Below are 26,284 nucleotides of genomic sequence, written 5' to 3' on the forward strand. Positions count from 1 at the left end.
ACGCCAGCAGGCCGGCCCGCCATCAGCCGAAGGCGCTCCCCTGCCTTCAGCAGGCACTCAACGCCTTCAGCAGGCAGAACAGGGTCGGCTATGCCTGCTGACCCCGGTTCGTTCCTGCTGAAGCTGGCAGGGCATGACGAGCCCTCAGCAGGCCGCGCCTTCCTGGGTCCAGGAGACCCTCAAAGCCTCCAGCAGGCCCTCTTCCCCCGCCTTCGGCAGGCACCGACCGCCTCCAGCAGGCAGAACAGGGCCGCCTATGCCTGCTGAACCCGCTGTGTGCCTGCTGAACCCGGTGCGTTCCTGCTGAACCCCGTATGTTCCTGCTGAACCAACCTCGGGCGATCACCCCCACGCCGTCAGGCGCCCGCGCCCGCGTCCGTCCCCGCCGTCAGCGCATCGGGCTCGGGCTCGGCCTGCGGGTCGTCCCACACCTTCACGATCGCCCAGGTGACCGCCGCGATCGGGACGGCGAGCACCGCGCCGATCACGCCGCCGAGGATGGTGCCCGCGGTCAGGGCGAGCAGGATCACGAGCGGGTGCAGCTTGAGCGACTGCCCCATCACGAGCGGCTGCAGCAGGTCGCCCTCGAGCTGGTTGACGAGCACCACCACGCCGATGATGATCAGCGCGACCACCGGACCGTTCGCCACGAGCGCCACGAGCGCCGCGAGGACGCCGGCGAGCGTCGCGCCGACGATCGGGATGAACGCGGTCAGGAAGACGATGACGGTCAGCGGCAGCGCCAGGGGCACCTGCAGGATGAACAGGGCGGCGCCGATGCCGATGGCGTCGGCGAGGGCGACGATCGCGGTGCCGCGCACGTAGCCGCCGAGCACCCTCACGCCGGTTCGGCCGATCCGCTCGCCGCGGGCCTGCCGAACCCGGGACAGCGGCGTCAGCAGGAAGTGCCAGATCTTGTCGCCGTCCTTGAGGAAGAAGAACAGCACCACGATGAGCAGGAACACGCCCGTCAGGACCTCGGTGACCACCGAGACGCCGGCGAGGGCGCTCGAGCCGAACTCGGCGCTCGTCAGGTAGTCGACGACCGTCTGGCGGGCGCTCTCGATCTGCTGCTCGTCGATCGGCAGGTTGAGGTCCTGCAGGAAGCCCTGGAGCTGGCCGAAGCCCTCCGACGCCGACTCCACGAGGGTCCCCCACTGGCGCTGGATCGCCCAGCCGACGAGGGTGAGCAGCCCGCCGAGGATCAGCAGCGTGCCGACCAGCGTCAGCGCCGCGGCGAGCGAGTTCGACATCCGGCGGCGCAGCAGGGCGACGACCGGGGCGAACGCCGCGGCGAGGATCACCGCGATGAGGACCGGGATGACGACGACCTTCAGCTGGAGGAACCCCCAGATGACCGTCGAGGTCAGGATCAGGATGAGGAGGATCTGCGCGCTGCGCAGGCCGAGGCGACCGATGCGGTCGGTCAGCATGGGCAGCAGCCGAGCCGGTTCGGGGTCCTTGCGGATGGCAGACATGCGCCAACGCTAGGGGCTCGGCACGCGGAGGCGCCTCCCCGGCTGCGGGGCTTGCACCGGAGCCGCCGACCTGCAACCGAGACGCTCTCCGCACCCCGGCGGGCGCCGGGAGGGTCAGTCGGGTGAGCCCGGCCGCACTGCGGCGGTGTCCGCCACGTCGATGCGGGTCACGCCGTCGGCGGTCTCGGTCGCCTCGATGCGCGGGGCCGCCGACTGGTCCGCGTCGGAGCCCTGCCGGTCCGGCTTGTCGCCGGGTGCGGTCGTCAGCTGCTCGCGCCGCTTCCGCTCGAACTCGTCGTCCGTCATGCGCACAGCCTCCTCCGCCGCCGGATCGGCCGGCCTCTTCCCGAGACTATCCGGCGCTCGGCAGGGGCACGTCCTGCTGCCGGCTCCGGAAGCCGAGCGTGCGATCAAGCAGCAGCCCGAGCAGCGCGGCGACGACGAACGCGTGCAGGAGGACGGTCCCGGCACCGATGCCCTGCGCGATCAGCTGGGCGAAGCGTCCGGAGTACGCCAGGCCGGTGTCGTTCGCCAGCACGCCGAGGTAGAGCAGCCCGGCGACGCCGCCCCCGAGGTGGGCGATCACGGCCGGCATGGCCGCCGACGGGGACCGCCGGGCGGCGAGACGCGTGAGGCCCGCGCACGCGGCCGCGGTCAGCACGCCGAGGGCGACGGCCGCGAGCGGGGTGATGGATGGTCCGGCGGACGCCGAAGCCGCCAGGCCGGCGGCCAGCCCACCGGCGGCCGCCGAGGTCGTGCTGCGGCCGTGGCCGAGCCACGCGATGACCGCGCCGGTGAGGGCGCCCGCCCCGGCCGCCGCACTGGCGTTGAGCAGCGCGAGAGCGGCGAACCCGTCCGCAGCGCCCTCCGCCCCCACGGTGGCGATGAGCGCGCCGAGGGTGACGAGGACCGCCCCGGCGAGGATCACCGCGTCCGACGTGCGCTCCCGCGGCGCGGCCGCGGGCCGCACGACGAGGAGCAGCGCGAGCGCCGCCGCTCCCCCGGCGACATGCAGGGCGCCGCCCGCGAAGTCGAGCATCGCGGCCCCGGCCACGTCCTGCAGGCCCGCGACCAGCCAGCCGCCCGCGACGCCGTCGGCGGTGTAGCGGATGTCGAAGATCCAGCCGAGCTGCGGGAAGACGACGAGCAGCCCGAAGGCGGTCGTGAACAGCAGCCAGGAGGCGCGGCGCGCCGGCCCTGCGCCGATCGCCGCGATGGCGGCGGGAACGAGCGCCAGGGCCCCCGCGAGCGCGATGCGCCCCAGGGCGGAGGCGGAGCCGGTGCCGGCGAGCAGGTCGGCGACGTCGCTGCCGAGCGCCAGGCGGCCGGGGTCGAGCGCGAAGACGCCGTCGACGCCGATGCCGCCGCCCGCCCCGAAGGTGATCGCGGCGCCGACGAGCACCCACAGGACGGAGAGGACCGCGGCTGCGGCGAGCAGCAGGCGGCCGAGCTCCACGGCGCGGGTGCCGGCGCCCCAGAGGAGCACCAGGCCGACGGGGAGCAGCGGCACCTGCACGGCCGCGACCAGCACGACCGAACTGTCCAGCCCGCTCATGCTCCCCCTTCAGTGCGCCGCCCGACAGTCTTCCCCATGGGGGTGCTTCCCGCGAAAACGCCGGGAGGCGGCGCCGCGAACGGCACCGCCTCCCGGTGGATCGGTGGGAACTAGATCCGGCTGGACGCCGCGACCGGCTCGCCGAAGGAGTAGCCCTCCTCGCCGTGCACCACGGTGTCGATGCCGGCGATCTCGTCCTCGTTCTTCACGCGGAAGCCCATCGTCTTCTCGATGGCGAGGCCGATGACGAAGGCCAGCACGAAGGAGTAGACGAGCACCGCGACGGCCGACACGGCCTGCGCGATCAGCTGCGACGGGTTGCCGCCCGACTGGAGCAGGCCCGTGTTGTTCGCGAAGAAGCCCAGGAAGAGGGTGCCGATGAGGCCGCCGACGAGGTGGATGCCCACCACGTCGAGCGAGTCGTCGAAGCCGAGCTTGAACTTCAGGTCGACGGCGACGGCGCACACCGCGCCGGCGATGATGCCGAGCAGGATCGCGAACATCGGGGTGACGGACGCGCAGGCCGGGGTGATCGCGACGAGGCCGGCGACGGCTCCCGACGCGGCGCCCACCGACGTGGCCTTGCCGTTGCGGATCTTCTCGACGACCAGCCAGGCGAGCAGGGCCGCGGCGGGCGCTGCGATCGTGTTGACGAAGGCGATCGCCGCGGTGCCGTCGGCGGCGAGCTCGGAGCCCGCGTTGAAGCCGAACCAGCCGAACCAGAGCAGACCGGCGCCGAGCAGGACGAACGGCGGGTTGTGCGGGACGTGCGCGCCCTTCTGGAAGACGACGCGGCGGCCGAGGACCAGGGCGAGGGCGAGGGCCGCAGCACCGGCGTTGATGTGCACCGCGGTGCCACCGGCGAAGTCGATGACGCCCGTGCCGAGCCACTCCTGCAGGCCGAAGGTGGTCCAGCCCCCGTAGGCGAAGGAGCCGTCGTCGGCGAGGCCGAAGTTGAACACCCAGCTGGCGACCGGGAAGTAGACGACGGTCGCCCAGATGCCGGCGAAGACCATCCACGCGCCGAACTTGGCGCGGTCGGCGATGGCGCCGGAGACGAGCGCGACGGTGAGGATGGCGAAGGTGGCCTGGAACGCGACGAAGGCGAGCGGCGGGAACGCCGCGTCCTCCGGCGTCTCGAGCAGGCTCTCGAGGCCGATCGCCGTGAAGTCGATCGACCACGGCGCGACGAGACCCTCAGCGCCGGGGAAGGCGATCGCGTAGCCGTAGACGACCCAGAGGACGCCGATCAGGCCGAGCGCGCCGAAGCTCAGCATCATCATGCTGATCACGGACTTGGCCTTGACGAGGCCGCCGTAGAAGAACGCCAGTCCGGGAGTCATCAGCAGCACGAGCGCCGCCGCGATGAGCAGGAAGGCGGTGTTGCCTTGGTCCATGGGGATACCTCTCTTGTGTAACGAAGCGCAGAGACCCTCCGCCACTCCCCGCATGCGAGCGGGTACGGCGTGCCTCGGGTACCGCCCATGGTGGCGGCCCGACGTTTCGAACCGGGGCACCCCCTGTTTCGCGCCCGTTACGCGGTAGGGGCCGATGTAAACAGTGTGTTTCGCGGCGGAGAGGGCGCCGCGGGACTCAGGAGGTGAGCGCGATGAGGCGGGACATCGCCCGCAGGTACTTCTTGCGGTAGCCGCCCGCGAGCATGTCGTCGCCGAACACCTCGTCGAGCGGGGTGCCGCTCGCGACGACGCGGACCTGCGCGTCGTAGAGGCGGTCGACGAGCGCGACGAAGCGGAGGGCGTCCGTCTGCGAGGCCAGCGGCGCGACGTCCTCGAGGCCGACCGCGGACAGGTCGTCGATGAGCTTCACGTACCGCGACGGATGCACCTTGGCGAGGTGCGCGATGACGTCCGGGAAGGCGTCGAGCGTCCACTCCCCCGACCCGGCCAGCTCGGCCGCGCGCGCGGCGACCTGCCCGGCGGGCACCGCGGTCGCATGCCCCTCGATGTGCCGTCGGCGGTAGTCGAGGCCGTCGATCCGCATCACGTCGAAGTTCGCGGCCATCGAGTGGATCTCGCGGAGGAAGTCGGCGGCGGCGAAGCGCCCCTCGCCGAGGGCGTTCGGCGGCGTGTTCGACGTGGCGGCGATCCGGCTGCCGGATGCCACCAGCTCGCCGAGGAGCCGGGTCATGACCATCGTGTCGCCCGGGTCGTCGAGCTCGAACTCGTCGATCGCGATGAGACTCGCGCCGCTCAGGAGCTCGACGGTCTCGCGGTAGCCGAGCGCCCCGACGAGGGCGGTGTACTCGATGAAGGTGCCGAAGTACCGGGGTGCCGGGGCGAGATGCCAGAGCGCTGCGAGGAGGTGGGTCTTGCCGACGCCGAAGCCGCCGTCGAGGTAGACGCCCGGCTTGCCCGCGGGTGCCCGCTTGGCGCGGCGGAACCAGCCCCCGCCGGTCGGCGCCGACCACCCGCTCGCGAACCCGCGCATCGCCTCGAGCGCCTCCGCCTGGGACGGGTAGTCGGGGTCGGGCCGGTAGTTGTCGAGCGTCGAGTCCTCGAACTGCCGCGGCGGCAGAAGGTAGGAGGCCATCTCCGTGCCGGACACGCGGGGCGCGCGGGCGACGAGGCTCCCTGGGTTCACAGCAACGGTCACGGCCCGTCCCGGTCGTCGGCGGATGGCGGAGTGTGTCGAAGTCTTACCCGCCCGACGACGGCTCCCGGCCCCTGGCGTAGATTCGACTGTGCCCTCCGCCGTGGCGGACGGGCGAGTTCAGCCTAGACCCGCGCTTCCGCGGGCCCGCAGCAGAGAGGTGCTCATGCCCGTCGCCGCCGACCCGGCCCCCCAGTTCCGCGACTACGCGCACCCCGAACGACTCGTCAGCACGGACTGGCTCGCCGAGAACCTGGGCACCCCCGGCCTCGTCGTCGTCGAGTCCGACGAGGACGTGCTGCTGTACGAGACGGGCCACATCCCCGGCGCGGTCAAGATCGACTGGCACACCGAGCTCAACGACCCCGTGACGCGCGACTACGTCGACGGCGCCGGCTTCGCCGCGCTCGCCTCGTCGAAGGGCATCTCCCGCGACTCCACCGTCGTCATCTACGGCGACAAGAGCAACTGGTGGGCCGCGTACGCGCTGTGGGTGTTCACGCTCTTCGGCCACGAGGACGTCCGCCTGCTCGACGGCGGCCGCGCCAAGTGGGTCGCGGAGGGTCGCCCGATGACGACGGACGAGCCGGAGGTCCAGCCGGCCGACTATCCCGTCGTCGAGCGCGACGACAGCCGCGTCCGCGCCTTCCGCGACGACGTGCTGGCGAACCTCGGCAAGCCGCTCATCGACGTCCGCAGCCCGGAGGAGTACTCGGGCCAGCGCACCACCGCCCCCGCCTACCCGGACGAGGGCGCCCTGCGCGCCGGCCACATCCCCACCGCGCGGAACGTGCCGTGGGCGCGAGCGGCCGCGGACGACGGCACCTTCAAGGCGAAGGCCGAGCTCGAGGCGATCTACAAGCAGGAGGCGGGGCTCGCCGAGGGCGAGGCGGTCATCGCCTACTGCCGGATCGGCGAGCGGTCGAGCCACACGTGGTTCGTGCTGCAGCACCTGCTCGGCTTCGAGGACGTCAAGAACTACGACGGCTCCTGGACCGAGTGGGGCTCGCTCGTGCGCGTCCCGATCGTCAAGGGATCGGAGCCCGGCTCCCTCTGATCCCGGCTCCGATCCGGGGGTCTGCGCGGCCCGGCGATAATGGACGGGTGTCCGCCCTGCCGAATCCCCTGACCGAGATCCGGGACGAGTTCCTCGCCCTCGACCTCAAGGAGCGGCTCCAGCTGCTTCTGGAGTTCTCCAACGAGCTGCCGGAGTTGCCGGAGCGCCTGCAGGGACGGGACGACCTCTTCGAGCGCGTGATCGAGTGCCAGGCGCCCGTCTTCCTCGACGTCGAGGTCGAGCCGGGCGCCGTGCAGCTGCACGCGACGGCGCCGCGGGAGGCGCCCACCACGCGCGGCTTCGCGTCGATCCTCGTGCAGGGGCTCTCGGGGCTCACCCCCGCCGAGGTCCTCGCCGTGCCCGCCGACTTCCCGCAGATGCTCGGCCTCGACGCCGCCGTGTCGCCGCTGCGGCTGCGCGGGATGAGCGGCATGCTCGCGCGGACCAAGCGCCAGGTCGCCGAGAAGACGGCGGCCTGACGTGCCGGCCGTGACGCTGCTGCGCCCCGGCCCTCCCGAGACGCGCGACGTCGAGGCGCCCGACACCCGCGACTGGCTCGCGGACCTCTACGCCCCGTCGTCCCCGTTCCTCGTGCGGCTCAACTTCGTCGCCTCGATCAACGGCTCGGCCGTCGGCGCCGACGGGACGTCCGAGTCGCTGACGAGCCGCACGGACCGGCGCATCCTCGGCGTCATCCGCCAGCACGCGGATGTCGTGCTCGTCGGCGCCCGGACCGTGCGGCGTGAGGGGTACGTCGCGCCGAAGCACGCCAGGCTCGCCGTGGTGACCCGGTCCGGCGACCTCAGCGGGCACCGCCTCGGCGACTCGTTCCTCCGGCCCATCATCGTCTGCCCGCGCTCCGCGCTGCCCCGGGTCGAGCAGCAGATGCGCAGCGCGACCGTGGAGATCCTGCCGCTCGAGTCGGAGGCGCTCGACCCCGCGGAGGTGCTCGCGGGCCTGCGCGACCGGGGGCTGCCGGGCGTCGTGTGCGAGGGCGGCCCGACCCTCGCGGCCGGCCTGCTCGACGCCGGGCTCGTCGACGAGCTCTGCCTCACCACCAGCCCGCAGCTGCGGGCACCCGGCCTCCCCCTGTTCCCGCGGCTCGCGGGCACCCCGGCCGCGACGCTGCGGCATCTCCTCGCCGACGACGACGGATACCTCTACGCCCGGTGGGCGATCGGGAAGGGTCAGGCGGCCGGCTGAGCGTCCTCGCCGCGGTCGTCCGCCGAGCGCACGCCACCGGCCGCGCGCTCGCGGAGCCAGCGGGCGATGGCACCCTCCCACTTCCCGGCGTCGAGGTTCCACAGCTTGGTGTGCCGGGCGATCTCGAAGCCCACGAACTCGACCAGGTCCGGCCGCGCGGCGGCGAGCTCCCGTGAGCCGTTCGACGGGACGAACCCGTCGTCGTCGCTGTGCAGCACGAGCACCGGCACGTCGAGCTCGGCGGCGCGCGCCACGAAGTCGAGGCGGGCCAGGTCGATGGGCTCCGCCTGCCCGGTGAGCGGCTTCGCCCACTTCGAGCTGATGAGCGTCAGCACACCGGACTTGACCGGACCGGGCAGGGACATCGCCTCACCCTGGTACATCAGCGTCTCCACCCAGCTGATCACCGGCGACTCGAGCACGACGCCGGTGACGACCGAGCTGAGCCGGGACCGGGTTGCGGCCTGCAGCACCGTGGCCCCGCCCATCGACCAGCCCATCAGCACGATGTCCTCCGCGCCGCGGTCGAGCGCGAACAGGATCGCCGCCTCGACGTCGAGCCACTCGCGGTCGCCGAGGGCGTAGCGGCGGTCCTCGCTCGGCGGCGCCTCTCCGTCGTTGCGGTAGGAGATGAGGAGCGAGTTGTAGCCGGCGCGGCGGAAGACGGGCACCGCGCGCAGGGTCTCCTGCCGGAGCGTCGCGCGGCCATGGACCTGGATCACCCAGCGGGTGCTCGGCTGCTCCGCCGGCACCAGCCAGGCCGGTGCGGCACCTAGGGAGGTCTGCACCCGCACGTCCTCGTACGGCACGCCGAGCTCTTTCGGGCTCAGGTAGAACCAGCCGCTGAACCGCCCGTGGCGGGCGACCGCGAGGTCTCCGAAGTCGACCCCGAGCACCTTCCGCGTCACCGTGCCGACGCCGCGGTCGACGATCTGGCCCAGCCGGGCGTGCCCCTTGCCCTGGTCGAACCAGAAGCTGTACTCGCCGGGCAGCAGGGAGTCGGCGTTGGCGCTGAGGACGACCGTCGCGCCGTCCTCGGCGAGCGAGAGCACGCGGGTGTCCTGCACCCGCTTCTTCGGCGGGATCACGACGGTGCGCGCAACGCGCGTCGTCACGGCCCCCGCGAAGAGCGCCCCGGCGGTCGCGACGCTGCCCAGGGCCACCGCCACGCCCAGGAGCGCGCGTGACCTGCGTCCCACCGACTCGCCTCCGATCGTCGGCGTTCACGGTATCAAATCGGGGCGGCGCCCCCCGCTCCGGCCCCCGTCCCGACCCACCGGGCGGGAACCGGCTCCAACCCGCGGAACGGGGCCTAGTCTTCATCGCGTGGCCGCACCCCGAGACACCGCTCCGCCCGCCGAGTTCAGCGCGGCGCTCGAGTCGATCGAGCGTGCGGCCGTGCGCAGCGTCGTGGTCATCGAGTCCATCCCGGCGCCCACCGGGCTCGCCCCGTGGGCGGTCGCGCTGGCCGCGGACGTGAACCCGACGCCGCACGGCGTCGACCTCGACCTCGGCACGGGGCGGCTCGTGCTCCTCTACGATCCCGAGGAGCCGGAGGCGTGGGGCGGCCGCTTCCGCATCGTCTGCTTCGCGCAGGCACCGCTCGAGTCCGACATCGGTGTCGACCCGTTCCTCGCCGACGTGACCTGGTCGTGGCTCATCGACGCCCTCGACGCGCGCGGCGCCCGGTACACCGCCGCGTCAGGCACGGCGACCAAGATCATCTCCACCGGCTTCGGCGAGCTGGCCGCGCAGGGCGACGGCGCGAAGATCGAGCTGCGCGCATCCTGGACCCCCCTCGAAGCGGACGTCTCCGCACATGTGGAAGGGTGGAGCGAGTTGGTCTGCATGCTGGCGGGACTTCCGCCCGGGGCCGAGGGAGTGACGATGCTATCTGCGCGACGAGCTGGACGTGGCTGATCCCACCGCGGGATCGCCGAACGACACGACCGGGCGCTCCCCCGCCGACGCTCCGCCGCCGCTTCCCCGGGCGGCCGTCCTCGCTCCCGTCGAGGTCACCGACACTCGCGAGGACTACCTGCGCGCCGTCTCGATGATCTCCCGCGGCACAGGGCCGGTCGCCGTCGACGCCGAGCGGGCGAGCGGCTTCCGCTACTCGCAGCGCGCCTACCTGATCCAGGTGCACCGCCGCGGCGCCGGCACGTTCCTGTTCGACCCGCCCGCGATCGGCGACTTCCGCGAGCTGGAGGCCGCCATTCGGGGCGAGGAGTGGATCCTGCACGCCGCGAGCCAGGACCTGCCCTGCCTGCGCGAGGTCGGCCTCGACCCGGAGCGCATCTTCGACACCGAGCTCGCCGCGCGCCTGCTCGGCTTCAACCGGGTGGGCCTCGCGTACGTGGTCGAGGAGCTCCTCGGCCTGCACCTCGCCAAGGAGCACTCGGCTGCCGACTGGTCCACACGGCCACTGCCGCAGTCCTGGCTCGTCTACGCGGCGCTCGACGTCGAGCTGCTCGTCGACCTGCGGGACAAGATCGCGGCGCTGCTCGACGAGTCGGGCAAGGCCGGCATCGCGCGCCAGGAGTTCCAGGCCGTCCTCGACCGCGAGACCACGGTCCGGGCCGAGCCATGGCGCCGCCTGTCAGGCGTGCACACGGTGAAGGGGCTGCGCGGCCTCGCCGTCGCCCGCGAGCTGTGGCGCGCCCGCGACGACCTCGCCCGCAAGCTCGACGTCTCTCCCGGCAGGCTCATCCCGGACGCGTCGCTCGTCGCGGCCGCCCGCGCCCTGCCGAAGACCAAGCGCGACCTGGCCGCGATGAAGGACTTCTCCGGCCGCGCGAGCCGGACCGAGATCGACCGCTGGTGGGCCGCCATCGAGCTGGGCCTCAGCACCGACGACCTGCCCCAGCTGCGCGGCACCGGCGAGGCGATGCCGCCTCCGCGCGCCTGGGCCGACCGCAACCCGGACGCCGACCGCCGCCTCAAGGCCGCCCGCGAGGTCGTCACCGGCATCGCCGAGCGGATGGCCCTTCCGGTCGAGAACCTCATCACCCCGGACACGCTCCGCCGTGTCGCGTGGACGCCGCCGGAGCCCCTCGACGAGGCCGCCCTCGGTGACGCCCTCGCCGCGCTCGGCGCGCGTCCGTGGCAGGTCGAGGCGATCGCCGGACCCGTCGCGGAGGCCTTTGTCGCGGCCCGCCAATCGCCCGAGCCGACGGAGAGCGCCGCTTCGTAGGAAGGGTCAAAGGATTTGGGCCCGCCGTCCCGATCCCTAGGCTTCTACGTGCCCGTTCCGGCACCGCGTGCCCGGTACAGCCGCAACTTCGCGCCGCAACGGGCACCCGGGCCGGTCGGAAGACCGGTCGGTCCAGAGGACTGGGCAGCCAACAGAACGAAGGAGTCAGCGTGGCCGAGGGAACCGAGGTCGTATTCGTCGACGGGGTGAGGACTCCGTTCGGTCGTGCCGGTGAGAAGGGCATGTACTGGAACACCCGCGCCGACGACCTGATCGTGAAGGCGATGATCGCGCTGCTCGAGCGCAACCCGTCGCTGCCGAAGGACCGGGTGGACGACGTCGCCATCGCGGCCACGACTCAGCAGGGCGACCAGGGTCTCACCCTGGGCCGCACGTCCGCGATCCTCGCCGGCCTGCCTCAGACGGTGCCCGGCTACGCCATCGACCGGATGTGCGCGGGCGCGATGACGAGCGTCACGACCGCAGCGGGCGCGATCGCCTTCGGCGCCTACGACGTCGCCATCGCCGGCGGCGTGGAGCACATGGGCCGCCACCCGATGGGCGCGGGCGTCGACCCCAACCCGCGCTTCGTGGCCGAGAAGCTCGTCGACGAGGACGCCCTCAACATGGGCAAGACGGCGGAGCGCATCCACGACCGCTTCCCGCACCTCACCAAGGAGCGCGCGGACCGGTACGCGATGAACAGCCAGCAGAAGCTGGCCGCCGCCTACGCCGCGGGCAAGATCCAGAAGGACCTGGTGCCGGTCGCCATCCGCAGCGAGCAGGGCTGGGGTCTCGCCGCGCAGGACGAGGGCATGCGCCCCGAGACGACCATGGAGGGGCTCGCCACCCTCAAGACGCCGTTCCGGCCCCACGGCCGCGTCACGGCGGGCAACTCGTCGCCGCTCACCGACGGCGCCACCGTCGCGCTGCTCGCGAGCAAGGCCGCCGCGAAGCAGTACGGCCTCGCCCCGAAGATGAAGCTCGTCAGCTTCGCGTACGCGGGTGTCGAGCCGGAGATCATGGGCCTCGGCCCGATCCCCTCCACCGAGAAGGCCCTGGCGAAGGCCGGGCTCGGCATCGATGACATCGGCCTGTTCGAGCTCAATGAGGCGTTCGCCGTCCAGGTGCTCGCCCTGCTCGACCACTTCGGGATCGACGACGAGGACCCGCGGGTCAACCGCTGGGGCGGCGCCGTCGCCGTCGGCCACCCGCTCGCCGCTTCCGGCGTGCGCATCATGTCGCAGCTCGCCCGCCACTTCGAGGACCACCCGGAGGTCCGCTACGGCGTCACCGCGCTCTGCATCGGGCTCGGCCAGGGCGGCACCGTCATCTGGGAGAACCCGAACTGGAACGGGAAGAAGTGGGACAGCGGGAAGCTCGGCAAGGAAGCCAAGGAGCTCGCCAAGAAGCGGAAGGCCGGCAAGTGACGGACTACTCGACGATCGACTTCAGCGACCTCGCGGCCCTGGCCGAGGACGAGGTGGTGACGCACGCGTACGTGCGGGACATCCGCCTCGCGAGCGGACGCGTCCTCGCCCTCGTCACGCTCGACAACGGCCGTGACCACACCCGCCCGAACACGCTCGGACCGGCGACCATGCTGGAGCTCGGGCGCATCTTCGACGAGCTGACCGAGCGCGCGTCCCGGAGTGAGATCTCCGCCGTGGCGGTCACCGGCAAGCCGTTCATCCTCGCCGCGGGCGCCGACCTCAGCAAGGTGAGCGAGATCCCGTCGCGGGAGGTCGCGAAGAAGATGGCGCAGCTCGGGCACCACGTGCTCGGCAAGCAGGCCACACTTGGCGTGCCGTCCTTCGTCTTCGTGAACGGTCTCGCCCTCGGCGGCGGGCTCGAGATCGCCCTCAACGCGGACTACCGCACCATCGACGCGTCCGCGCCGGCGATCGCGCTGCCCGAGGTGTTCCTCGGCATCATCCCCGGCTGGGGCGGCGCCTACCTGCTGCCGAACCTCATCGGCATCGAGAACGCCCTCAAGGTCGTGATCGAGAACCCGCTCAAGCAGAACCGGATGCTGAAGGCGAAGGACGCGTTCGAGCTCGGCATCGCCGACGCCCTCTTCCCCTCCGCGACGTTCCTCGAGAAATCGCTCCGCTGGGCCGACGGCGTGCTCGGCGGCACGGTGACCGTGAAGCGCCCGAACAAGCCGGGCAGGCTCGAGCGGCTCGCCAAGTGGGACGTCGCGATCGGCATCGCCCGCAAGAGCCTCGAGAGCAAGATCGGCACCGTGCCCAGGGCGCCCTACGTGGCGCTCGACCTGCTCAAGGGCGCGAAGAGCGCGAGCAGGGAGCAGGCGTTCGAGGCCGAGGACGAGGCGCTCGCCGACCTCATCGCGGGCGACCAGTTCCAGGCCAGCATCTACGCGTTCAACCTCGTGCAGAAGCGCGCCAAGCGCCCCGCCGGCGCACCGGACAAGGCGCTCGCCCGCCCCGTCACCAAGGTCGGCGTGCTCGGCGCCGGCCTCATGGCGAGCCAGTTCGCGCTGCTCTTCCTCCGTCGCCTGCAGGTGCCCGTGGTCATCACCGACCTCGACCAGGCGCGGGTCGACAAGGGCCTCGCCTACATCCGCGGGGAGATCGACACGCTGCTCGGCAAGAACCGCATCGACCAGGACGAGGCCAACCGGCTGAACGCGCTGCTCACCGGCACCACCGACCGAGCCGACTTCGCCGGCTGCGACTGGGTGATCGAGGCCGTGTTCGAGGAGCTCGGGGTGAAGCAGGAAGTGTTCGCCGACATCGAGCGGTACGTCTCCCCCGAGGCCGTGCTCGCCACCAACACCTCGTCCCTCTCGGTCGAGCGGATCGGCGAGAAGCTCCAGCACCCGGAGCGGGTCGTCGGCTTCCACTTCTTCAACCCCGTCGCGGTCATGCCGCTCGTCGAGGTGGTGCGGGCTCCGAGGACTGACGACGAGACCCTCAGCACCGCGATGGTCACCGCCGCGAAGCTCAAGAAGAACGCGGTCATCACCCGGGACACCCCCGGCTTCGTCGTCAACCGCATCCTCGCGAAGGTCCTCGGCGAGGCGATGCACGCCGTCGACACCGGCACCCCGTTCGAGACCGTGGACGCGGCGATCAAGCCGTTCGGCCTCCCGATGACGCCGTTCGTGCTGCTCGAGCTCGTCGGCCTCAAGGTGGGCGCGCACGTGCTCGACACGCACCACGCGGCCTTCCCCGAGCGCTTCTTCCGCAGCGAGAGCCTGCACCAGCTCGCCGAGCTGGGGCGGATCTACGAGAAGGACGGCAAGGGCCGCATCAAGGGCGTCGACAAGCAGGCGCTGAAGATCGTCGCCGCACAGCACCGCGGCCAGGGTCGCGCGATGACCGCCGAGGAGCTGCAGCTGCGCATCGAGGACGGCCTCGCCGACGAGGTGCACCGCATGCTCGAGGACCACGTGGTCTCCGCCCCCGAGGACATCGACCTCTGCCTCATCCTCGGCGCAGGCTACCCGTTCCACATGGGCGGGCTCACCCCGTATCTCGACCGTTCGGGCGCCTCCGAGCGCGTCTTCGGCAGCACCTTCCACACCCCGCCGCTGCGCGGGGTGGCGGAGCGCGCGGCCGTGAGCACGGCTCCTCCGAGCACGGGGTCGCAGAGCGCTGAGCCGGAGAGCGCCGAGCCGGCGAGCACGCCCGTCGCAGGCTGACCCTTTCACGTTCCGCCGAATCGGCCCGCCCTCGTCAGGCGGGCCGGTTCGGCGTTTCCGGGCCTCCTAGGTGGCCCGCTTGCGCCGAACCGGCCCGTCGGGCGCTCCCGGCCGGCGGGCCGTCCGGTCGGGGCGGCCGTGCCCTCTCGGCTACCGTGGAAGGCGAGGGCCGGCCGCGCACGGGATCGGGTCCTCGTTCCCCCGAGCGCGACCGCGCGCCCCACCGAGAGAAGCACCACCGTGAGCACCACCCTCCTGACGCCCTCGACGCAGAGCTCCCGGCTCGCCGACATCTTCGCGGAGGTCCTGCGGCGGAACCCCGGCGAGGCGGAGTTCCACCAGGCCGCCCGGGAGGTCTTCGACTCGCTGGAGCGCGTGCTCGAGCGGCACCCGCAGTACGCCGACGCGTCGGTGCTCGAGCGGATCTGCGAGCCGGAGCGGCAGATCATCTTCCGCGTGCCCTGGGTGGACGACGCCGGGCGGGTCCAGATCAACCGCGGGTTCCGCGTCGAGTTCAACTCCGCCCTCGGCCCGTACAAGGGCGGCCTGCGCTTCCACCCCTCCGTCTACCTCGGCACCATCAAGTTCCTCGGCTTCGAGCAGGTCTTCAAGAACGCCCTGACCGGCATGCCGATCGGGGGCGGCAAAGGCGGGAGCGACTTCGACCCGAAGGGCCGGTCCGACGGCGAGGTCATGCGCTTCTGCCAGTCGTTCATGACGGAGCTCTACCGCCACATCGGCGAGTACACCGACGTCCCCGCCGGCGACATCGGCGTCGGGGGCCGCGAGATCGGCTACCTCTTCGGCCAGTACAAGCGCATCACCAACCGGTACGAGTCCGGCGTCCTCACCGGCAAGGGCGTCGGCTGGGGCGGCGCGCTCGTCCGCACCGAGGCCACCGGCTACGGTGCCGTGTTCTTCGCCGAGGAGATGCTGAAGACCCGCGGCGAGAGCTTCGAGGGCAAGCGGGTCCTCGTCTCCGGCTCCGGGAACGTCGCCCTCTACGCGATCCAGAAGGTCCAGCAGCTGGGCGGCACCGTCGTCGCCTGCTCCGACTCGAACGGCGTCGCCTACGACGAGGCGGGCCTCGACTTCGAGCTGCTGCGCCGCGTCAAGGAGGACGACCGCGGCCGGCTCGCCGACTACGTCGAGCAGCGCGGCGGATCCGCCGAGTACCGGGCTGGGGCGAAGATCTGGAGCGCGGCCGAGGCGGGGCGCGTCGACGTCGCGCTCCCCTGCGCGACGCAGAACGAGCTGGACGGGGACGACGCCCGCGCGCTCGTGGCGGCGGGCGTGCTCGCGGTCGCCGAAGGCGCGAACATGCCGTCGACGCCCGACGCCGTCCGCGTCCTCACCGAGGCGGGCGTGCTGTTCGGTCCGGGCAAGGCGGCGAATGCGGGCGGGGTCGCGACGAGCGCCCTCGAGATGCAGCAGAACGCGTCCCGCGACTCGTGGAGCTTCCCGCACACCGAGGAGCGGCTCCGCGAGATCATGCAGGGCATCCACGAGAATTGCGCGCGCACCGCCGAGGAGTACGGGGAGCCGGGCGACTACGTGCTCGGCGCGAACATCTCCGGCTTCACGCGGGTCGCCGACGCGATGCTCGCCCTCGGCGTGATCTGACCGGGACCCGCTCTCGCGCCGGGGCGCAAGCCCGGGGACGGTGTCGGCGCCGCCTTGTAGCGTGGCCGCATGCCGGTCCAGTACTACGTCGCCTCGTCCATCGACGGCTTCATCGCCGACTCCGACAACAAGATCGACTGGCTGCTCCAGTTCGGCATGGAGCCGTACCAGGAGCACTACGACGCCTTCATCAAGGACGTCGGCGCCGTCGTGATGGGTGCGAAGACCTACGAGTTCCTGCTCGACGCGGGCGAGGAGGCCTGGGACTTCGAGGTCCCCGCCTGGGTCGTCACGAACCGCGAGCTGCCGGCGATCGGCGGCCAGGACATCCGCTTCGCCTCCGGTGACGTCGGCCAGATCGTGCAGGACGCCCGCGAGGCGGCCGGCGATCGCAACGTCTGGATCGTCGGCGGCGGCTCGATCGCAGCGCAGGCCGCCGACCTCGAGCTCATCGACGAATTCCTCGTGACCGTCATGCCGATCTTCCTCGGCTCCGGCGCCCCCCTCCTGCCGATCTCGAAGGCGACGCGGCCGCTCGCAGTGCTGCGCAGCACCCCGTTCGAGTCGGGTGCGATCGAGCTCGTGTACTCGTACCACGCCGCCGGCTGACCTCGTCGGCGCCCCTCGCCGCGGTGGAAACGTCCTCGCCGCGGGGGAAGCTACACCCGCGACGAGGACGTTGCACCCGCGCCGAGCGCGAAGGGTCAGCGGCCGATCGGCGTCATGTCCGCGTAGCGGTCGCCGAGCGGCGCCGCGATGGCGGACAGGTCGGCGAGCTGCTGCGGCGTGAGCCGGACGTCGGCGGCCGCGACGTTCTCCTCGAGCCGCTCGACGCGCTTGGTGCCGGGGATGGGGACGATGTCGTCGCCCTGCGCCAGCAGCCACGCGAGCGCCACCTGGGCGGGCGTCGCGCCTGCGTCCGCGGCAACCCGGTCCACCTGCTCGACGATGCCGATGTTGTGCTGCAGGTTCTCCCCCGCGAAGCGCGGGTTGCTGCGGCGGAAGTCGTCCTCGTCGAGGGCGTCGACCGACCGGATCGTGCCGGTCAGGAAGCCGCGGCCGAGCGGCGAGTAGGGCACGAAGCCGATGCCGAGCTCGCGGAGGAGCGGCAGGACCTCCGCCTCGGGGTCGCGGGTCCAGAGTGAGTACTCGGACTGGACGGCGGTGACCGGGTGCACGGCGTGGGCCCGCCGGATCGTCGCCGGTGCCGCCTCCGACAGCCCGATGTGCAGCACCTTGCCCTCCTGCGCGAGCTCGGCCAGGGCGCCCATGGTGTCCTCGATCGGCACCTCGGGGTCCGTCCGGTGCTGGTAGTAGAGGTCGACGTGGTCGGTGCGCAGCCGGCTGAGCGACCCCTCGATGGCCCGGCGCACGCGCTCGGGGCTGCCGTCGACGCCGCGTCCGCCCGGCTCCCGGTACACGCCGAACTTGGTCGCGACCTTCACCTCGTCGCGGCGGCCTTCGAGGGCGCGGCCGAGGAGCTCCTCGTTGACGTGCGGGCCGTAGAGCTCCGCGGTGTCGAACAGCGTCACTCCGAGGTCGATCGCGCGCCGGATGGTGCGGATGGACTCCGCGTCGTCGCCGCAGCCGGTGTAGAACGCGGACATGCCCATGCAGCCGAGGCCGAGGCGGCCGACCTCAAGGCCCGTGCCGAGAGTGGTGCGGGAAAGCGTCATGGCGTGTGCCCTTCGTAGAGAGTGATCTTGCGGTCGATGGCCGCGAGGCTGGCCGTCACGTCCTCGAGCTGGGCGAGCACCCGGCGCCGGTGGGCGACGAGCAGCTCCCGCCGCTCCGGCATGGTCGCGTCGCCGGCGCGGACGAGCTCCACGTAGCGGCGGACGTCGCGGATCGGCATCCCGGTGGAGCGCAGCTTCGTCAGGAACCCGACCCAGGCCACGTCGGCCTCGGTGTAGCGGCGATGGCTGCTCGACGCCCGGTCGACGGGCGCGAACATCAGCCCCTCCCGCTCGTAGTAGCGCAGCGTGTGGGTGCTGAGTCCGGTCGTCTCCGCCATCTGGGCGATGGTGAGCGACTCGGTGGTGACGGTCATGCGCTCACGCTAGGACTTCGAGCGCGCTCGAAGTCAAACGGGCCGCGCACCCGCAGCCGGGAGGACGCGGGTCAGCGGTCCTGGCGGCGCTCGGCGCGCTCCGCGGGCTCGCCGTCGAGCTCCGGGTGGTGCTCGGCGACCGGACGCGCGACCGGGATCTTGGTGCCGAGCACCTGGGCCACGAGGTCGCGCGCGATCTGCTGCGGGGTGAGGCCGGCCTGCTCGAGGATCTCGCCGCGGGACGCGTGCTCGAGGAACTCGTCCGGCAGCCCCAGCTCGGTGAGCGCGGTGTCGACGCCCGCCTCGCGCAGGTCCTGCCGCACCCGGGTGCCGATTCCACCGACGCGGATGCCGTCCTCGAGAGTGGCGACGATCCTGTGCTCGCGGGCGAGCTCGATGACGCTGCCCGGCACGGGGACGACCCACCGCGGGTCGACGACGGTGGCGCCGATCCCCTGGGCCTCAAGCCGCTCGGCGACCTGCAGGGCGAGCGAGGCGAGCGGGCCGACCGCCACGAGCAGGACGTCCGGCGTGCCGCCCTCGCGGAGCACGTCCACGCCGTCGGGCAGGCGGCGCAGGGCCGGGATCTCGGCCCCGACGGCCCCCTTCGGGAAGCGGAGGACGGTGGGCGCGTCCTGCACGGCGACGGCCTCGGCGAGCTCCTCCTGGAGGCGGGCGCCGTCGCGCGGGGCGGCGAGGCGGATGCCGGGCACGACCTGCAGGATGGCGAGGTCCCACATGCCGTGGTGGCTGGCGCCGTCCGGGCCGGTCACGCCCGCGCGGTCGAGCACGAAGGTGACGCCGGCCTTGTGCAGGGCGACGTCCATCAGCACCTGGTCGAAGGCGCGGTTCACGAAGGTGGCGTAGAGGGCGACGACCGGGTGCAGGCCGCCGAAGGCGAGGCCGGCGGCGCTCGTCACGGCGTGCTGCTCGGCGATGCCGACGTCGAGGACCCGGTCCGGGTGCCGCTCCGCGAGAGCGTGGAGTCCGGTGGGGCGCAGCATCGCGGCGGTGATGCCGACGATGCGCTGGTCCTCGTCAGCGAGGCGCACGAGCTCCTTGGAGAACACGCTCGTCCAGGACGGCGAGCCGGGGGCCTCGAGGGACTCCCCCGTCTCCGGGTCGATCTGGCCGACCGCGTGGAACTGGTCCGCCACGTCCTGCAGGGCGGGCTGGTAACCCCGCCCCTTCTGCGTGATGACGTGCACGATCACCGGCAGCTCGTAGTGCTTCGCCTGCTGGAACGCCTCTTCGAGGGCGCCGATGTCGTGGCCGTGCACCGGACCGATGTACTTGATGTCGAGGTTGGAGTAGAGCCCCTGGTTGCCCGCGACCTTGCTGAGGAACCCGTGGAGCGCCCCGCGGGTGCCGCGGTAGAAGGCCCGGCCCGGCTTGCCGAGCCGGTCGAAGAACGTCTTCGACGACAGGTAGAGGTCGCGGTAGGCCCGCCGGGTCCGCACCTCGTTGAGGAAGCGGGCGAGCCCGCCGATGGTCGGCGCATAGGAGCGGCCGTTGTCGTTGACGACGATGACGAGGCGGCGGTTGTTGTCGTCGCTGATGTTGTTCAGCGCCTCCCACGTCATGCCGCCGGTCAGCGCGCCGTCGCCGACGACGGCGACCACGTGCCGGTCGGTCTGGCCGGTGACGGTGAACGCCCGCGAGATGCCGTCCGCCCACGACAGCGAGCTCGACGCGTGCGAGCTCTCGACGATGTCGTGCTCCGACTCCGCCCGCTGCGGGTACCCCGCGAGGCCGCCGCGCTGCCGCAGCCGCGAGAAGTCCTGCCGCCCGGTGAGCAGCTTGTGCACGTAGGACTGGTGCCCGGTGTCGAAGACGATCGCGTCCTTCGGCGACTGGAACACGCGGTGCATCGCGATCGTCAGCTCGACGACGCCGAGATTCGGCCCGAGATGGCCGCCGGTCTTCGACACGTTGGCGACGAGGAACTGACGCACCTCGTCGGCCAGCCGGACGAGGTCCTCCCGGCTCAGCACGTCGAGATCACGCGGTCCGCGGATCGTCTCGAGAATCGCCATCAGTCGAGTCTAGGCATCCCGACCTGGGAGGCCGCGCGGGTTGCGCGGCCTCCCGGATCGGATGTCACGCGACGAGCGAACGGAGCACGTACTGCAGGATGCCGCCGTTGCGGTAGTAGTCCGCCTCACCGGGGGTGTCGATGCGGACGACGGCGTCGAACTCGACCGTCTGCTTGCCCTCGGGCGAGTCGGCGGTCGGCTCGGCGATGACGTGCACCGTCTTCGGCGTGGTCCCGGAGTTGAGCTCCTCCACGCCCGAGATCGAGATCGACTCGGTGCCGTCGAGGCCGAGGCTGGCCCACGTCTCGCCGGCGGGGAACTGCAGCGGCAGCACGCCCATCCCGATGAGGTTGGAGCGGTGGATTCGCTCGAAGCTCTCGGTGATCACCGCGCGGACGCCGAGCAGACGCGTGCCCTTCGCCGCCCAGTCGCGGGACGAGCCGGAGCCGTACTCCTTGCCGCCGAGGATGACGAGCGGCGTGCCCTGCTCCTGGTAGTGCATCGACGCGTCGTAGATGAACGACTGCGGGCCGCCCTCCTGCGTGAAGTCGCGGGTGTAGCCGCCCTCCACGCCGTCGAGCAACTGGTTCTTCAGGCGGATGTTCGCGAACGTGCCGCGGATCATGACCTCGTGATTGCCCCGGCGGGAGCCGTAGGAGTTGAAGTCCTTGCGGTCGACGCCGTGCTCCGTCAGGTACTTGCCGGCGGGGCTGTCCGCCTTGATCGAGCCGGCGGGGCTGATGTGGTCGGTCGTGACCGAGTCGCCGAGCTTCGCGAGGACGCGCGCGCCCTGGATGTCGGTCACCGGCGACGGCTGCAGCGTCATGCCCTCGAAGTACGGGGGCTTCCGCACGTAGGTGGACTCCTCGTCCCACTCGAACGTGGCGCCGCTCGGCGTCGGCAGGTTCTGCCAGCGCTCGTCGCCCTCGAAGACGGACGAGTACTGCTTGTCGAACATGCCGGTGTCGATGGAGGAGTCGATCGTCGCCTGGACCTCCGCCGCGTCCGGCCAGATGTCCTTGAGGAAGACCGGGTTGCCGTCCTTGTCGTTCCCGAGCGCATCGTTGTCGAAGTCGAAGTGCATCGAGCCGGCGAGTGCGTAGGCGACCACCAGCGGCGGGCTCGCGAGGTAGTTCATCTTCACGTCGGGGTTGATGCGGCCCTCGAAGTTGCGGTTGCCGGAGAGCACCGCGGTGACGGCGAGGTCGTTGTCCTGAACCGCCTGGGAGATCTCCTCCTCCAGCGGTCCGCTGTTGCCGATGCAGGTGGTGCAGCCGTAGCCGACCAGGTAGAAGCCGAGGTCCTCGAGCGGCTTCGTGAGTCCGGCCTTCTCGTAGTAGTCGGTGACGACCTTCGATCCGGGCGCGAGGGTGGTCTTCACCCACGGCTTCGCCTTGAGGCCCTTCTCGCTCGCCTTCTTCGCGAGGAGGCCTGCGGCGAGCATGACCGACGGGTTGGACGTGTTGGTGCACGACGTGATCGCGGCGATGGCGACCGCACCGTGGTCGATCGTGAACTCCTTGCCGGAGGCCGTCGCCACGCGAGTGGGCTTCGACGCGGTCGTGGGCGAGGGGCTCGAGTGCGCCGCCTGGAACTGGTGGTGGTGGCTGATCTCGCGCGGGGCGGGGTCGTCGGCGGCGTTCGAGTCCTGCGAGGTGAGGCCGATCGGGTCGGACGCCGGGAAGGTGCCCTCGACGGCGGCGTCGACCAGCGTGTGGTCGGCCGTCGCGTAGTCGGCGAGGTCGTCCTCGAACTGCTCCTTCGCCTCGCTGAGCTCGATGCGGTCCTGCGGACGCTTGGGGCCGGCGATGGAGGGGACGACGGTGCCGAGGTCGAGCTCGAGGTACTCGCTGTACTTCGGCTCGCTGGACGGGTCGTGCCAGAGGCCCTGCTCCTTGGCGTACGCCTCGACGAGCGCGACCTGGTCCTCGCTGCGGCCGGTGAAGCGGAGGTAGTCGAGGGTGACGTCGTCGATCGGGAAGATCGCGGCGGTCGAGCCGAACTCGGGGCTCATGTTGCCGATGGTCGCGCGGTTGGCGAGCGGCACCTCGGCGACGCCCGCGCCGTAGAACTCGACGAACTTGCCGACGACACCGTGCTTGCGGAGCATCTGGGTGATCGTGAGGACGACGTCGGTCGCCGTGACGCCCGCGGGGATCGAGCCGGTCAGCTTGAAGCCGACCACCTTGGGGATGAGCATCGAGACGGGCTGGCCGAGCATGGCGGCCTCGGCCTCAATGCCGCCGACGCCCCAGCCGAGCACGCCGAGACCGTTGACCATCGTCGTGTGCGAGTCGGTGCCGACGAGCGTGTCGGGGTAGGCCTGCAGCGCACCGCGGACCTCGCGGGTGTAGACGACGCGGGCCAGGTACTCGATGTTGACCTGGTGGACGATGCCCGTGCCCGGCGGGACGACCTTGAAGTCGTCGAAGGCGGTCTGGCCCCAGCGGAGGAACTGGTACCGCTCGCCGTTGCGCTGGTACTCGATCTCGACGTTGCGCTCGAAGGCGTCGGGCTGGCCGAACAGGTCGGCGATGACGGAGTGGTCGATGACGAGCTCGGCCGGGGCGAGGGGGTTGATCCGCGTCGGGTCGCCGCCCAGCTCGCCGACCGCCTCGCGCATGGTGGCGAGGTCGACGATGCAGGGGACGCCGGTGAAGTCCTGCATCACGACGCGCGCCGGAGTGAACTGAATCTCGGTGTCGGGCTCGGCCGACGGGTCCCAGGAGCCGAGGGCGCGGATGTGCTCGGCCGTGATGTTCGCGCCGTCCTCGGTGCGCAGCAGGTTCTCGAGGAGGATCTTCAGGCTGTACGGCAGTGCCTGGTGGCCCTCGACCTTGTCGAGCCGGTAGATCTCGTAGTCGGTCCCGCCGACGGAGAGGCTGTCTTTCGCCCCGAAGCTGTTCACCGTGGACATCTCGTCCTCCTCCTCGCGGGCGGCGATCCCGCCCAGGGTCGATTGTCGTCCCGCCGACCTCCCGGTGCCACCCGCGCCAGCGGGAACCCTCCGAGGAGATATCTCGACGTCGAGATAAACCTACCTCAGGACGGCTGCTGCTCCCGCCCCGGCGCGTCGTGCTTGGCGGGGAACGCGGCGCGCACGATGAGCCAGGACACGACGAGCAGCGGGGCGAAGAGCGGGATGCCCATGATCAGCTTGAAGGTGCCGAGCAGCTCGACCTGGCCCGAGTAGTAGAGCGGGACCTGGACGATCAGCCGGAGGGCGAAGAGGCCGACCCAGAGCAGCGTGAGCGCCTGCATCGCGACGAACTTGCGCCGGTCCTTCCGCCACGCGGTCCCCTCCCCCTCGAGGTAGCCGACCGCGACGCCGATGAGGGGCCAGCCCACCAGCACGGACACGAGGAGGACGCCGCCGTACGCGGCGTTCTGGATGAGGCCGAACACGAAGTTGTCCTCGGCGCGGCCGGTGAGGAGCGCGAGGGCGGCGGAGGCGAGGGTCGCCACCAGGCCGCCGACGGCGGGCGAGACGGGGCTGCGCTGTGCGACCCGGAGCACCACGAACACGACCGCGATCGCGACCGACACGCCGAGCGCGATCGGCAGGGACGACGTCGTCGCGAACAGCACGACGAACGCGATGCCCGGGACGAGCGCCTCGAGGATGCCCCGGATGCCGCCCATCGCGCCGAGGAGGGTGGCGCTCGTGATCGGCTGGTCGGCACGGTCGAATCCGGCGCGGCGCGCGGCCGCGGCCATCGCGTCCTGCACGCCGGGCGTGCGCTCCTCGTCCGCCATCAGACGCCGCTGAGCGGCGTGCCGACCGACGGGCCCGCGGCCTGCGCCGGCACGTGCAACGGGATGAGGTCCCGGGGCGGCATCGGGGTGGAGCCGCGGACGACGACGACGCTGCGGAAGAGGTCCTCGATCGCGCCCGCCGCCTCCGGGTTCACGGCGCCCTCGCCGGCGATCACGCCGCGGAGGAACCAGCGCGGGCCGTCGACGCCGATGAACCGGGCGAGCCGCGTGGTCGGCGCCTGGCCGGGCCCGGCGACGACCGGGATCTCCGCGAGCAGCTCGGGGCCGAACGGGCCGGCCGCCTCGCGGGTGGTGCCGCCCTGACGGCGGATCTGGTCCGCGATCTGCGCGCGGATCTCGTGCCACAGGCCGGCCGAGCGCGGCGCCGCGAACGGCTGCACCTGGAGCGTGGAGCCGGCGTAGTCGAGTCCGACGGCGACGACCCGCTTCGTGCCCTCCTCGACCTCGAGGCGCAGGTGGAGTCCCTCCCGCGGCACGATCTTCACCCCGCCGAGGTCGACGTACGGGCGCACCGCGTTCGCCTCGCTCACGTCGAACGGGCCGTTGATCGCCCGGTCGTCGGGTGCCGACTTCGGCTGGGAGAGGTCACCGGAGGTGTCGCTCACGAATGCAGTCCTTCCTTGCCGGCTGCCGCCGGCGTCCCGTAGCCCGTCGAGCCGAAGCCGCCCTCGCCGCGGGCGGTGCCGGGCAGAGAGTCGACCGGCACGAACCGGACCGGGGGCACCGGGAGCACGACGAGCTGGGCGATGCGGTCCCCCGCAGTCACCCGGTACTCCTCGGTCCGGTCGGTGTTGAGCAGGGTCACGCGGATCTCGCCGCGGTAGCCCGCGTCCACGGTTCCCGGGCTGTTGACGATGGTGATGCCGTGCCGAGCGGCGAGCCCGCTGCGCGGCACGACGAAAGCGGCGTAGCCCTGCGGGAGGGCGATCGCGACGCCGGTGCCGACGGTGGCCCGCTCCCCCGGGCCGAGGACCACGTCCTCGGTGGAGACGAGGTCGGCGCCCGCGTCCCCGGGGTGCGCGTAGGCGGGGATCCTGTCCCCGGTGATCAGCACCGGCACGCTCTCGGGCACGGGACGAGGCTAGTCGATCAGGTCTGGTGGAATGAGGTGTGACCTACCGAGAACGGCTCTGGCCCGCCCCGTGGATGTACCTCGCGACCGCACTGCTCATCCCGGGAGCACTGCTCGTGTTCGTGCCCGTCTCCCTGACGGCGGGGATCATCTGCGCCGTGATCCTGTTCGGCGGCGCGGTGCTCGGCCTGCTCCTGTGGAGCCCGGTGCTCGAGGTGCGGGACGGCGTGTTCCGCGTCGGATCCGCGCGGATCCCCCTCGAGCACGTCGGCCCGGCGGAGGGCTTCCGGGGCCCGGACGCGACCGCGGCCCGCGGAGTCGATCTCGACGCCCGGGCCTGGCTCTGCCTCCGCGGCTGGGTCGACCCCGTCGTCCGCGTGCCGATCACGGACCCGCGCGACCCGGCGCCCTACTGGCTCGTGTCGACGCGGCGCCCCGAGGAGCTCGTCGCGGCCCTCGGCGCCGGCCGCTAGTCCCCTACTCCCCCACGAAAGCAGAAACCCCGCCTGGAAAGCAGAAACCCCGCCTGCCACTCGCGTGGCGGCGGGGTTCTCGTGTTCGCTTCGCGAACTCTCATCCGCGATTCAGGCGTTGCACTCCAGGCACACGGGGCCGAGCTTGGTCTCGTGGTCGAGCTGCGAACGGTGCTTCACGAGGAAGCACGACATGCAGGTGAACTCGTCCGCCTGCGGGGGCAGCACGACGACGTCCAGATCGAGGTCCGAGAGGTCGGCGCCCGGGAGATCGAAGCTGCCGGGGTTGTCGGCGTCCTCGACGTCGATGACCGCGGACAGCTTGTCCGGGACCCGCTCCTTCAGGGCTTCGATCGACTCGGAGTCGTCGTCGGTCTTGCGAGGGGCGTCGTAATCGGTCGCCATTCCCATCCACTTCTTCGCTATCCGCCGTGATTGGCGGCGACAGTCTGATCGATCGCACTTCCGATTGCAAACCGTGGGGCGCGAG

General features: G+C 71.8%; 24 protein-coding genes. 10 read left to right on the forward strand and 14 right to left on the reverse strand.

Features of this window, described 5'->3' with window-relative positions:
- Positions 1–356: 356 nt before the first annotated feature.
- The 5 genes from J3P36_RS02855 to zapE all read right to left on the reverse strand — a co-directional run bounded on the left by J3P36_RS02855 (position 357) and on the right by zapE (position 5,583).
- On the reverse strand, positions 357–1,478 hold the full coding sequence (locus J3P36_RS02855; protein WP_210505738.1) for an AI-2E family transporter: 1,122 nt from the start codon (positions 1,476–1,478) through the stop codon (positions 357–359).
- Positions 1,479–1,592: 114 nt separating this feature from the next.
- Entirely contained in the window at positions 1,593–1,784 is a 192-nt protein-coding gene (locus J3P36_RS02860) for a hypothetical protein (RefSeq protein ID WP_210505739.1), read from the reverse strand.
- 46 nt (positions 1,785–1,830) lie between these two features.
- Positions 1,831–3,033, reverse strand: coding sequence for a hypothetical protein (locus J3P36_RS02865; protein ID WP_210505740.1), 1,203 nt, complete (start codon positions 3,031–3,033; stop codon positions 1,831–1,833).
- A gap of 110 nt (positions 3,034–3,143) precedes the next feature.
- Positions 3,144–4,430, reverse strand: coding sequence for an ammonium transporter (locus J3P36_RS02870; RefSeq protein ID WP_210505741.1), 1,287 nt, complete (start codon positions 4,428–4,430; stop codon positions 3,144–3,146).
- Positions 4,431–4,626: 196 nt separating this feature from the next.
- Positions 4,627–5,583: a cell division protein ZapE gene (zapE, locus tag J3P36_RS02875; protein ID WP_210505742.1), complete on the reverse strand. Its 957-nt coding sequence runs from the start codon at positions 5,581–5,583 to the stop codon at positions 4,627–4,629.
- Positions 5,584–5,809: 226 nt separating this feature from the next.
- Between zapE and J3P36_RS02880 the strand changes: the two genes are divergently transcribed.
- Genes J3P36_RS02880 through J3P36_RS02890 form a run of 3 tightly spaced genes read left to right on the forward strand, consistent with a single transcriptional unit; the run spans position 5,810 to position 7,903 of the window.
- On the forward strand, positions 5,810–6,700 hold the full coding sequence (locus tag J3P36_RS02880) for a sulfurtransferase (protein ID WP_210505743.1): 891 nt from the start codon (positions 5,810–5,812) through the stop codon (positions 6,698–6,700).
- A 47-nt stretch (positions 6,701–6,747) separates the two neighbouring features.
- A complete protein-coding gene (locus J3P36_RS02885; protein WP_210505744.1) occupies positions 6,748–7,179 on the forward strand; it encodes a SufE family protein in 432 nt (143 codons plus the stop codon).
- Between the two features lie 10 nt (positions 7,180–7,189).
- The gene (locus J3P36_RS02890) at positions 7,190–7,903 is read left to right on the forward strand and encodes a dihydrofolate reductase family protein (protein ID WP_307806924.1); all 714 of its coding nucleotides are present in this window, start codon (positions 7,190–7,192) and stop codon (positions 7,901–7,903) included.
- On the opposite strand, the gene J3P36_RS16720 is transcribed toward J3P36_RS02890, so the two are convergent.
- Positions 7,888–9,102, reverse strand: coding sequence for an alpha/beta hydrolase (locus tag J3P36_RS16720; protein WP_210505746.1), 1,215 nt, complete (start codon positions 9,100–9,102; stop codon positions 7,888–7,890). The genes J3P36_RS02890 and J3P36_RS16720 overlap by 16 nt on opposite strands.
- 127 nt (positions 9,103–9,229) lie before the next feature.
- On the opposite strand from J3P36_RS16720, the gene J3P36_RS02900 reads away from it, so the two are divergent.
- From J3P36_RS02900 to J3P36_RS02925, 6 genes are all read left to right on the forward strand, one after another.
- Entirely contained in the window at positions 9,230–9,823 is a 594-nt protein-coding gene (locus J3P36_RS02900) for a DUF3000 domain-containing protein (protein WP_210505747.1), read from the forward strand.
- Between the two features lie 118 nt (positions 9,824–9,941).
- Positions 9,942–11,096 carry an HRDC domain-containing protein gene (locus tag J3P36_RS02905; RefSeq protein WP_282595101.1) on the forward strand — a complete coding sequence of 385 codons (1,155 nt, stop codon included), beginning with the start codon at positions 9,942–9,944 and terminating at the stop codon, positions 11,094–11,096.
- A gap of 170 nt (positions 11,097–11,266) precedes the next feature.
- Positions 11,267–12,526: a thiolase family protein gene (locus J3P36_RS02910; protein WP_210505748.1), complete on the forward strand. Its 1,260-nt coding sequence runs from the start codon at positions 11,267–11,269 to the stop codon at positions 12,524–12,526.
- The gene (locus J3P36_RS02915; protein ID WP_210505749.1) at positions 12,523–14,763 is read left to right on the forward strand and encodes a 3-hydroxyacyl-CoA dehydrogenase NAD-binding domain-containing protein; all 2,241 of its coding nucleotides are present in this window, start codon (positions 12,523–12,525) and stop codon (positions 14,761–14,763) included. The genes J3P36_RS02910 and J3P36_RS02915 overlap by 4 nt, the downstream gene beginning before the upstream one ends.
- 255 nt (positions 14,764–15,018) lie before the next feature.
- Complete coding sequence (gene gdhA, locus J3P36_RS02920; RefSeq protein WP_210506572.1) at positions 15,019–16,386, forward strand: NADP-specific glutamate dehydrogenase; 1,368 nt, start codon at positions 15,019–15,021, stop codon at positions 16,384–16,386.
- Positions 16,387–16,455: 69 nt separating this feature from the next.
- Positions 16,456–16,995, forward strand: coding sequence for a dihydrofolate reductase family protein (locus J3P36_RS02925; RefSeq protein ID WP_210505750.1), 540 nt, complete (start codon positions 16,456–16,458; stop codon positions 16,993–16,995).
- Positions 16,996–17,090: 95 nt separating this feature from the next.
- Here the strand turns inward: J3P36_RS02925 and J3P36_RS02930 are convergent, their stop codons facing one another.
- The 7 genes from J3P36_RS02930 to dut form a co-directional block, all read right to left on the reverse strand.
- Positions 17,091–18,062, reverse strand: a complete 972-nt coding sequence (locus tag J3P36_RS02930; RefSeq protein ID WP_210505751.1) for an aldo/keto reductase — start codon at positions 18,060–18,062, stop codon at positions 17,091–17,093.
- On the reverse strand, positions 18,059–18,436 hold the full coding sequence (locus tag J3P36_RS02935) for a MerR family transcriptional regulator (RefSeq protein WP_210505752.1): 378 nt from the start codon (positions 18,434–18,436) through the stop codon (positions 18,059–18,061). The genes J3P36_RS02930 and J3P36_RS02935 overlap by 4 nt, the downstream gene beginning before the upstream one ends.
- Before the next feature lie 71 nt (positions 18,437–18,507).
- The gene (gene dxs, locus J3P36_RS02940; protein ID WP_210505753.1) at positions 18,508–20,472 is read right to left on the reverse strand and encodes a 1-deoxy-D-xylulose-5-phosphate synthase; all 1,965 of its coding nucleotides are present in this window, start codon (positions 20,470–20,472) and stop codon (positions 18,508–18,510) included.
- A 64-nt stretch (positions 20,473–20,536) separates the two neighbouring features.
- Positions 20,537–23,389: an aconitate hydratase gene (locus tag J3P36_RS02945; protein ID WP_210505754.1), complete on the reverse strand. Its 2,853-nt coding sequence runs from the start codon at positions 23,387–23,389 to the stop codon at positions 20,537–20,539.
- A gap of 125 nt (positions 23,390–23,514) precedes the next feature.
- Entirely contained in the window at positions 23,515–24,228 is a 714-nt protein-coding gene (locus J3P36_RS02950; RefSeq protein WP_210505755.1) for a DUF3159 domain-containing protein, read from the reverse strand.
- Positions 24,228–24,854, reverse strand: a complete 627-nt coding sequence (locus J3P36_RS02955; RefSeq protein WP_210505756.1) for a DUF3710 domain-containing protein — start codon at positions 24,852–24,854, stop codon at positions 24,228–24,230. Before J3P36_RS02955 ends, J3P36_RS02950 begins: the two co-directional genes overlap by 1 nt.
- On the reverse strand, positions 24,851–25,321 hold the full coding sequence (gene dut / locus J3P36_RS02960; protein WP_210505757.1) for a dUTP diphosphatase: 471 nt from the start codon (positions 25,319–25,321) through the stop codon (positions 24,851–24,853). The genes J3P36_RS02955 and dut overlap by 4 nt, the downstream gene beginning before the upstream one ends.
- Positions 25,322–25,359: 38 nt before the next feature.
- Between dut and J3P36_RS02965 the strand changes: the two genes are divergently transcribed.
- The gene (locus tag J3P36_RS02965) at positions 25,360–25,794 is read left to right on the forward strand and encodes a DUF3093 domain-containing protein (protein ID WP_307806925.1); all 435 of its coding nucleotides are present in this window, start codon (positions 25,360–25,362) and stop codon (positions 25,792–25,794) included.
- Positions 25,795–25,905: 111 nt separating this feature from the next.
- Here the strand turns inward: J3P36_RS02965 and J3P36_RS02970 are convergent, their stop codons facing one another.
- Positions 25,906–26,199 (reverse strand): DUF4193 domain-containing protein, encoded by a 294-nt coding sequence (locus J3P36_RS02970; protein WP_210505758.1) that lies wholly within the window; start codon positions 26,197–26,199, stop codon positions 25,906–25,908.
- Positions 26,200–26,284: the final 85 nt, after the last annotated feature.

Origin of the sequence: Naasia sp. SYSU D00057, assembly GCF_017916505.1 — a bacterium.
Classification (GTDB): domain Bacteria; phylum Actinomycetota; class Actinomycetes; order Actinomycetales; family Microbacteriaceae; genus Naasia.